Source organism: Protofrankia sp. Cj3 (assembly GCF_917627355.1).
GTDB lineage: Bacteria > Actinomycetota > Actinomycetes > Frankiales > Frankiaceae > Protofrankia.
This window is the reverse complement of sequence record NZ_CAKJTR010000188.1, coordinates 1-8,893: the sequence shown is the minus strand read 5'-3', so window position 1 is coordinate 8,893 and position 8,893 is coordinate 1. Positions and strand designations below refer to the sequence as shown.

Genomic DNA, 8,893 nt, shown 5'->3' with positions numbered 1-8,893 from the left:
CCCCTATTGCCGGGCGCTCTAAGCGCGGAAAACCATGATCGCGCACTTTTTTCACGCCTTCTGGTCGATATCACCCCGTCGGGGTCGACAGCAGCCCGTCAGAAACACGCACCCCGGCGGAGCGCGAGCCGGGCAGCGTGCGCGCCCGCCATCCCGTGCGCACCCGCTCCGGGCGGCGTGGCGGCCGAGCACAGGTACACACCGGGCACCGGTGTCGCCCACGGCCGGGGCGAAAGGACCGGACGAGCGAGGAGCTGGCGCAGGTCGGCGCTGCCACCGCCGATGTCGCCGCCGATCTCGTTGGCGTTGTGCGCCGCCAGCGCCCTCGGCGGCATCGTGTGCCGGGCCAGCACGCGGTCACGGAAGCCGGGAGCGAACCGCTCCACCTGCGCCTCGATCTCATCGGTCATGTCGACGGTGGAGCCGAGCGGGACATGGCAGTAGGCCCACGCCGTATGCCGCCCGGCGGGAGCACGCGACGGATCCGCAACGCAGGCCTGCACGAACAGCACAAACGGGCGGGACGGATGCCCGCCGCGGGCCACCGCCCGCTCGGCCGCGGCGACCTCCGCGAGGGTGCCCCCCAGATGCACGGTGGCGGCACCAGCCACGGACGGGTCCCGCCACGGCACCGGAGCGTCCAACGCCCAGTCGACCTTGAACACGCCCGGCCCGTACCGGTAGCGCGCCAGCACGCGACGGTAGCCGGCCGGCAGCCGGTCGCCGGCGACTTCGAGCACCTGTCGTGGGGTCAGGTCGAGCAGCACCGCCGCTGCCGGTGGCAGCTCGGCGAGCGAGCGCACCGGGGTGGCGGTGACCAGTTCCCCGCCGAGCCTGCGCAACCGTCCAACCAGGGCGTCCGCAAGTGACTGGGATCCACCGACCGCGACCGGCCAGCCGACATGATGCGCCAACAACGCGAGGAACAGCCCATACCCACCGGTGACGGGTTGACGCAGGTCAAGCATGGAATGGGCGGCGCAGCCAGCGAGCAGCGCGCGGCCACGGCCGCCGCGCAGCGCCGCCTGGGCGAGAATGGTCGCCGGCCACAGCCCGCGGGCGCCGAACCGGGCCAGGGTGACCGGCGCCGCAGGGGGCAGATCGAGCGGGGCAAGCACATCTGCCGTAAGGCCGTCACCATCCGCGACGAGCGGAGCGAGCAACCGGCGCCACCCCGACCCGGTTCCAAGGCCCGCGTCGGTCCGCGCGACATCGCGGTGCAGGAGCGCAGCCGGCCCGTTGTCGAGCGGATGCGCGAGCGGCACCGCTGGATGCGCCCAGCGCAGGCCCTCGTCAGCCAGCGGCATCGCGCGCAGCGCCGGTGAGGCCAGCGCCAGCGGCAGCACGGTGGCGCACACGTCGTGCCGGAACCCCGGGAGGGTCAGCTCCTCGGTGCGCAGCCCGCCGCCAGCCGTTGGCGCGGCCTCGACGACCAGCACCCGCCAGCCGGCTTCGGCGAGCGTCACCGCGCCGGTGAGCCCGTTGGGGCCGGAACCGACGACGACCGCGTCGAACCCGTCCGCACCGGCCCGGCCCACTCGCCGCCTCAACGGCTTCCATGGGCGGACGATGCTGCGCCGATCCCATCCGCACGGCTCGCGGGCAGTCCCTTCACGCGCTTACAGCGTGCTGGGACCGAAGCCAGTCGAGCGAGGTCTGGGCTATCTCCCGCCAGCCGTGATCGATAGTCAGGGAATGACCGCGATCGAACTGCTTGAATTCAGTCACCGCGCTCGAGTGCCGGTAGCGCTTGAACGCGGCGCGGCTGACCGCGTCAGGAACCGTGTGGTCCTGACGGCCAGAAATGATGAGCAGCGGGCCGCGGGCCGAGTTCTTGACGTCGACCCGGGCCGGGGAGTGCGGCGCGAAGTTCGCGGCCGCGGTTTCAAACAGGGGGCGAGCCGGGGACGGGATCGTCCACATGTCGTACAGTTCGTTCGACTCCTGGCGGCTCAGCTCGTTACCGAAGCCGTACTTGAACTCGTTCCGGTTCGGGACGAAGCTCTTGGTGAGATTCAGCGGATTCCGCAGGACCGGGAAGGTGGACTTGAGCTGAGTGACGGGCAGCGGCAGCACGCCCCGGATCTGCGCGGGATCGATCGCGATCGCGGCGGCGGCCAGATTCTGGCCGAGCAGGCTCTGCGCGATGAGGCCGCCGAAGGAATGACCGATCACGATCGGCTTGGTGTCAAGGGTCCGCAGAAATTCGCCATGATGATTGATGATCTCGCCCAGCCCTTTGCCCGCCTGGGCTTCCGGGTGCGCCCGAGCCGCCTCGACTGTGGCTGCCACACCTGGCCATTCCGGTGTAAACGTCTCATAACCGGCGGCCGTGAACAGCTCGGCCCAGTTGCGCCAGCTCGTCGAGTGCAGCCACAACCCATGGATGAACACGACAGGTGCGCTCAGTACGGTCACGATCCCGCTCCCTCCCGACAAGCCCGGCACGCTGACCGACACATAGACAGAAGCATCAGTCAAAGCCGATGACGCGAGAACTGTCAAGCGCGGCGGGTGGGATTCACCCAGACCCGTCGTGGTCCGCGGCTGGCCACCGCCCCCGGACAGCCCGGACCACAACAGGATTCCCTCAGGAGCTGAACGTGTAGGTGGGGAGATTCGCGGGGACGATGTGCTGGTGAAAGCTGAAGATCTGCGGATCCGCCGGGTCGACCGTCGCGCTGGCCCAGTGGTTGAGTGAGCTGCCGAAGGTCATCACCCGGGTGAAGTTCTCGATGACGTTGCCCGCGTCGTCACTCAGCGGCTTGTCCACGGTGAAGTAGTGACTGTCGCCGTTGACAAGAACAACCGGCTTCCCGAAGTCGACGGCCGCCCGGGCGAGCAGGGCCTTGGTGTCGGCGAAGTGGTCCGTTGGGTCGACGGTCGTGCCGCCCGGGGCGGTGGGGCTGTCGCCGAACATATCGGCCTGCACAGTGATCATAATGGCCTTCGAGCCGCTCGCCTTCGCCGCCGCGAAGGAATCCCGGATCCACCGCAGGTTCGCGGCGTTACGCGCCGCATATTCCGCGTTGGCCTCGGCCTGCGGGCCGTCCTTGACATCGCCGTCGGGTATGTAGTTGTTGTTGCTGCCGGGGACGTTGACACCGACGTAGGTCACTGGGCCACGCGTCCATCGCACGTTTTCCGGGTACTGCGGGCTCTGTCTCGTCAGCTGGAGGGTACGGCGCCCCAGGCTCCGGTCATCCGGGAAGAAGACCTGGCGGAGGTAGTTCAACCGGTCGACCGAATCGAATGTGGGCCCCGCCGTGGACGGCCGGTCGCAGTCTGTCCACTCGTTGTCACCGGGAACGTAGACAACCGGGTCCCGGAACTGGTTGAACAGATTCAGGGCATATTTGTAGACATCCGGCTGACCGGCTTTCTGCGCGGAACCGTCAATGTCAGCGTAGCACGGCTCGCCACCGTTCTTGATATCACCGTCGAAGATGGAGAACGCCAGGTCGTGAGAATTCATGTCGGCGATTACATGAGGATACTGCAACCGGCCGTTGGGGCCGTATGGCATGTCGCCGAAAAGCCCGATCTCATAGTTCCGCGTATTGCGCCACCCATCTCGTCGATCGTCATCGTTCGGATTGGCACTGGCCACGCCAGCCGTCACACCGGCGGCGGCGAAACCAAGTGCGAGCACGATGGCGGTTAAGCCGACAACTCTGCGCTGAGAGGTCATGAATACCCTTTCTGAGGATGCGGCTGGCGCAGGCTCCGTACTGGAAGAAACAAAGCAGCAAAGTACGACGGACGGGTGATGGCGGGGCGAACAAACGCTGACCGGGAGATTACGGTTACCGTATTGCGCGGAATCGAAGCCTCGATTGATCAATCGTAGTACGCCCAGCGCGGCGCAAGCCACCGAAGGTAAGCAAAGCCGTGTCCGGTGGAGCGGCGGGCTGTATCGATGGTGCGGCCGCCGTAGCCTTGAGCCCATGGTCAAACGTCTGTACTTCCGTCAGCTGCTGTCCGGGCGCGACTTCGCGGTCGGCGATCCGATAGCGGCTCAGATGGTCAACTTCACCTATCTGATCGGCGATCAGGAAACTCGGGACGCGGTCGTGGTCGACCCGGCGTACGCGATCGACGACATCCTCGCCGCCCTTGCCGACGATGGTATGCGGCTCGCCGGTGCGCTGGTCACGCATCACCATCCCGATCACGTCGGTGGCGACATGCTCGGCTTCTCCCTACCCGGCCTGAAGGATCTGCTCACCCGTGTCCAGGTTCCGGTACACGTACACCGCGATGAAGCCGAATGGGTACGGCGCACCACCGGGGTCAGCGCCACCGACCTGGTCAGCCATGACCATGACGACGTGGTCGACGTCGGCGCGGTGCCCATCCGGCTGTTGCACACCCCCGGGCACACCCCCGGCAGCCAGTGCTTTCTGGTGGACGGCGGGCGGCTGATAGCCGGCGACACACTTTTTCTGGAAGGGTGTGGGCGAACGGACTTCCCCGGAGGTGACCCCGACGCCATGTACACCAGCCTCCAGCAGCTGGCCGCGCTGCCAGCGGACCCAGTCGTCTTCCCTGGGCACCTTTACTCGGCACAGCCGTCCGCACCGATGTCGGCGGTTCGGCGTGACAATACTGTTTTCCGGCCCCGGAGCATTGAACAATGGCGGATGATGTTCGGCGGGTGACCCGCCCGACGAACCGGCGATCAGCAGCTCCCGCAACTAGCTGTATGTAATCGGATAACCCGGCACCGCTTTCGATGACCTGGGAGACAATGATGATCCCTGCTAACGCGGTGCCTGCCGATGCCATACCCACGGGCCTCGATCTCGCCGCGCTGACCGCCTACTTCGATGTACGGGTACCAGGGCGGTGCGGTCAGCTGCGCGCCGCCCTGCTGGCCGGCGGCCGCTCGAACCTGACGTATCGCGTGTGGGACGAGGCATCCAGCTGGGTGGTGCGCCGGCCCCCGCTGGGTGGGCTGACCCCCTCCGCGCATGACATGAGCCGGGAGTTCCGGGTGGTCGCCGCTCTGGCGGGGACCGACGTCCCCGTGCCCGACGCGATCGCGCTCTGCGAGGACAGCACGGTGATCGGCGCTCCGTTCTCCGTGGTCTCACTCGTCGACGGTGTTGTCATCCGTAGCCGCGAAGATCTGGACAGCTACTCCAACGCTCAGGTCGCGCAGGCTGCCTTCGGTGTGCTCAGGGCATTGGCCCGCCTGCACGCGGTACCGTACGCAGAGGTCGGCCTGGCTGATTTCGGCCGGCCGGAGGGTTACCTGAGCCGGCAGGTAACGCGCTGGCGCAACCAGTGGGCCCACGTCGCCACCAGGGAACTGACCGACATCATCACCCTGCACGCCCGGTTGCGGGACGCGCTGCCGGCTGAGAGCGGCGCGGCGATCGTCCACGGGGATGTCCGGATAGACAACGCCATCCTCGACCCGGACAGCCTCGGTACCGTCCGCGCGCTGGTGGACTGGGAAATGGCTACGCTCGGCGATCCGCTCGCGGACCTCGCGCTGGCCGCCGTCTACCGTGACCCCGCCTTCGAAGCGGTGCTCGGCGGCTCGGCGGCGTCGACCAGCAACCGCATGCCAGCGGCGGACGAACTGATCGAGGCATACGCCCTGGCCGCTGGGCGAAATATGGTGAACCTTAGCTTCTACCTGGCTCTGGGCTATTTCAAGATTGCCGTGATTGCGGAGGGGATCCACGCCCGCTACCTCGGCGGAAAAACCGTCGGTGATGGTTTCGAGACGGCGGGGGCCGCTGTGCCGGAACTTGTCGCCGCCGGTCTGCGCGCCCTGCGCTGCCGAGGCCCTCGTCACCAGAAGCTGCGTGCGTTGACAACCTTCGGCCCACGTGGCAGAGTACTGAAATATACTTACAGCGTAAGCGCAGAAATAAAAAGAGGTAAAAGAGGCAAAAAAGAGAAAGAAGCGCACTATGACCATGAGCGCTTTGTTTATGGAAATTTCTTTCCAGCGCTGGGGCCGACGTGCGCCCGCCATCCCACCGAGGTTCCCTGGCATCGCTCCTGCCTGCGAGTAGACCGCGGCCCGTGGTCACGGACAGGACCGCCTCCCTGCCCCTGGCCACGGATCCGCTTCAATCCATTGCCGAGAGCGACCTGCGCGGAGGTGCAGCAGGCACCTCGCGTCATCGCTCACCATCCATCGCCGCGCGACGCGCGAGTGCCCCTGCTCGTCGGTTGACGTCCACCACCTCCGGTGACTCCCCGCGCCGCCTCGCGATGAACGCGTCCCCGCCCCGCTCCCTGACCCATCCCTCTGTTAGCGGGCGCTCGTACTCTGGGCAGCGATAAAAGAATCGTCCGGCGCGGGACGGCCATTATCATGTTCCCGTCGCGCCTCGTCCCGCGGCTGTGACGTTCTCGGCCTCAGGGCGTTACAGTGTGCCATATCGTGGCCCTCAGCAATCATAGCGGTAGGTTCATAGCGGGCAGATAACCAAGCACGTGCACGAGTCTCTCTCCCGTTCCGGTCCTGGACCGGTCTGAACCTGTCGTTCGCCCCGAATGACCTGGCTGACCCAGCGGGCACCTTTTCGTGCGGCCGTATGCCCAGTGAACCGAGGACGGACAACAACCATCATGGCGAAGAGCAACGGGTCCAGCACCCACCGGCCCCTCAGTCGTGAGCGGATTCTTCGTACCGCTCTTCGACTCGTCGACCGCGACGGCGTCGACGCGCTCAGCATGCGCCGTCTCGCCAGCGAACTCGGCGTGGAGGCCATGTCCCTGTATAACCACATCCCCAACAAGGCTGCGCTACTCGACGGGGTAACCAAAATCATACTGGATGAGATCAACCCGGCGGTGGCCGCGAGCGGGCCGTGGGAGGAGCGAATCCAGGCCATAACCAGCGAGTTCCGCCGCGTGGCGCTGGCCCACCCCGCAGCCTTCATTTTGCTGGCCACCCGACCGGTGGCCTCGACAGTGGCCCTCCAGGCGTTCGAGACCGGGCTGGCTCTGCTGGCTGACGTCGGATTCGACAGCGCCACGTCCGTTCACGCGATACGCGCAATAGTCGCCCTCCACACCGGCGCCATCCTGCGCCAGCTCTCCGGCGGCGGGAGCTCGTTGATCGAACGGTCGGAGGCGCCTGAGCTGCTTGCCCAACAGGCAGCGGCGCTGCGGGCGGGCGGCTTCCCCGCGCTGGCCGCGGCCGTGCCCGACCTTGGCAGCTGCGATCATGATGAGGAATACCGATTTGGGATGGAATTGATCCTGGCCGGACTCCGCCAGCAGCTGGCCAGGCAAGAGGAGGCGCGGGTCGCATCCTGAAGCAGCCTATGATCCGCTATCTCATGGAGAGGCTCCGGCAACAGGGCAGGCGCCTCGCCGCATCACTCTCCGTCCATAACCGTGCGACGCACGGATACCTCAGCTCGTCGATCGCCACCCACCACCTCCGGTGGCTCCCCGCGCCACCTTGCGATGGACGCCTCCCAGCCCCGCTCCTTGATCCAGCCCCGTGTCGCCAGGCACTCTAACTACACACAGGAGGCACCTGAGATGACGGAGGTCAGGGGACGCTGGCTTCGGCGTGATATGCCCCGCATTCGATCGTTCGGTGATCGCCCAGCGATTGCCACGCGATTGGGTTGAGTCGCCGGACGTCGATCGCGGTGGTCGACGACGGCAGTCGGCAGTAGACGGATGCGCAGGACAGCAGAGGCTCGGACCAAGGAGCGCTGGCGGCACCGGCTCTGGCGGTGGACTCACGAGGAGGTCCGCGTGGCGGTGGGTGAGGAGAGTCCCGGTATCTCCATGTGGCGGCTGCGAGTGGCCGCGCTCGGGTGTGCGACCGCCTGTCTGAGCGGGTATGCCATCACAGCTGGTACCGCAATGACCACCTCCGGGTTGCCAGGCCGTGCCGGTGACGGCCCGATCGTCATGGGGCCGGGAATCCGCGCTGCCGCCGCTGTCGCTACTGTGGCCGTTCCCGACGTGTTCACCGCGGCGGCTGGCAGCCCTATTCCGGCGCAGCGGTCCGGTGCCGCGGCCCGAGTTATGCCAGGCGTGGTTCGTATCGTTTCCAAGCTCGCCACACAGAATGGTTCTGCCGCGGGAACCGGCATGCTCCTGAACTCCGGTGGCGAGATACTTACCAACAATCACGTCATCCAGGACTCCGCAGGTATCACCGTGACCGTCGCCAGTACTGGTCGTGCGTATCCTGCCGCGGTAGTCGGCGCCGATCCGACCGATGATGTCGCCGTACTCCAGCTGCGCGGCGTTTCAGGGCTCACCGCGGTTCCGATCGGGGACTCCGCGAAGGTTTCCATCGGCGATTCCGTCGTTGCTGTTGGCAATGCTGAGGGCGGTGCGCCGATCACCGCCAGCGGTGCCATCACCGCCCTCAACCAGAGCATCACCGCTACCGAACCCGGTGGTGGTAATGCCGAACAGCTGACCGGCCTCATCAGAACCAACGTAGCGATCAAACCCGGATTCTCCGGTGGCCCGCTGGTCAGCGCGGCGGGTCAGGTCATCGGTATGGACACGGCTGCGACGATGTTCAACGAGTATCTGCCAGCCGGCATGCGGGCCGGGTACTCCATTCCAATCAATCACGCCATGTCCGTCGCTCGTCAGCTCGCGTCCGCCGCCTCCGCGGGTAACACGGGTGGCCATGACAGTCGTGCTGCCGCGGCCAGCGCCACGAGCAGCGCCTCGCCCGCCTCACAGGTAGCGATGATTACTGTCAGCCATGCTTCCGCCGCCGGTTTCGGAGGCAGCGGCGCCCAGGGCCGGCGAAACGGTCCGGTCGCTCCGGTCGCTCCGGTGGCCGCAATCGGAGCGGAAGCAGATCGGCGGTCCAGGCAGCCCCGGCGCCGTCTCTTCGCTTAGTGGTCGCCGCCGGAAGTTCGTCCGGCGCCAGACGGCG

General features: G+C 66.7%; 7 protein-coding genes. 4 read left to right on the top strand and 3 right to left on the bottom strand.

The window, feature by feature from the left end; genetic code table 11:
* Positions 1-98 precede the first annotated feature (98 nt).
* The 3 genes from MJ783_RS19470 to MJ783_RS19460 all read right to left on the bottom strand — a co-directional run bounded on the left by MJ783_RS19470 (position 99) and on the right by MJ783_RS19460 (position 3,691).
* On the bottom strand, positions 99-1,538 hold the full coding sequence (locus MJ783_RS19470) for an NAD(P)/FAD-dependent oxidoreductase (RefSeq protein WP_239312379.1): 1,440 nt from the start codon (positions 1,536-1,538) through the stop codon (positions 99-101).
* A gap of 73 nt (positions 1,539-1,611) precedes the next feature.
* Positions 1,612-2,418, bottom strand: coding sequence for an alpha/beta hydrolase (locus tag MJ783_RS19465; protein WP_239312377.1), 807 nt, complete (start codon positions 2,416-2,418; stop codon positions 1,612-1,614).
* Positions 2,419-2,590: 172 nt separating this feature from the next.
* Positions 2,591-3,691, bottom strand: a complete 1,101-nt coding sequence (locus MJ783_RS19460; protein ID WP_239312375.1) for a hypothetical protein — start codon at positions 3,689-3,691, stop codon at positions 2,591-2,593.
* A gap of 256 nt (positions 3,692-3,947) precedes the next feature.
* Between MJ783_RS19460 and MJ783_RS19455 the strand changes: the two genes are divergently transcribed.
* The 4 genes from MJ783_RS19455 (at position 3,948) to MJ783_RS19440 (ending at position 8,856) form a co-directional block, all read left to right on the top strand.
* Positions 3,948-4,661: an MBL fold metallo-hydrolase gene (locus tag MJ783_RS19455; protein WP_239312372.1), complete on the top strand. Its 714-nt coding sequence runs from the start codon at positions 3,948-3,950 to the stop codon at positions 4,659-4,661.
* 92 nt (positions 4,662-4,753) lie between these two features.
* Entirely contained in the window at positions 4,754-6,196 is a 1,443-nt protein-coding gene (locus MJ783_RS19450) for a phosphotransferase family protein (protein ID WP_370651717.1), read from the top strand.
* 398 nt (positions 6,197-6,594) lie between these two features.
* The gene (locus tag MJ783_RS19445; protein WP_239312370.1) at positions 6,595-7,287 is read left to right on the top strand and encodes a TetR/AcrR family transcriptional regulator C-terminal domain-containing protein; all 693 of its coding nucleotides are present in this window, start codon (positions 6,595-6,597) and stop codon (positions 7,285-7,287) included.
* A gap of 453 nt (positions 7,288-7,740) precedes the next feature.
* Positions 7,741-8,856: a S1C family serine protease gene (locus MJ783_RS19440; protein WP_239312368.1), complete on the top strand. Its 1,116-nt coding sequence runs from the start codon at positions 7,741-7,743 to the stop codon at positions 8,854-8,856.
* Positions 8,857-8,893 lie beyond the last annotated feature (37 nt).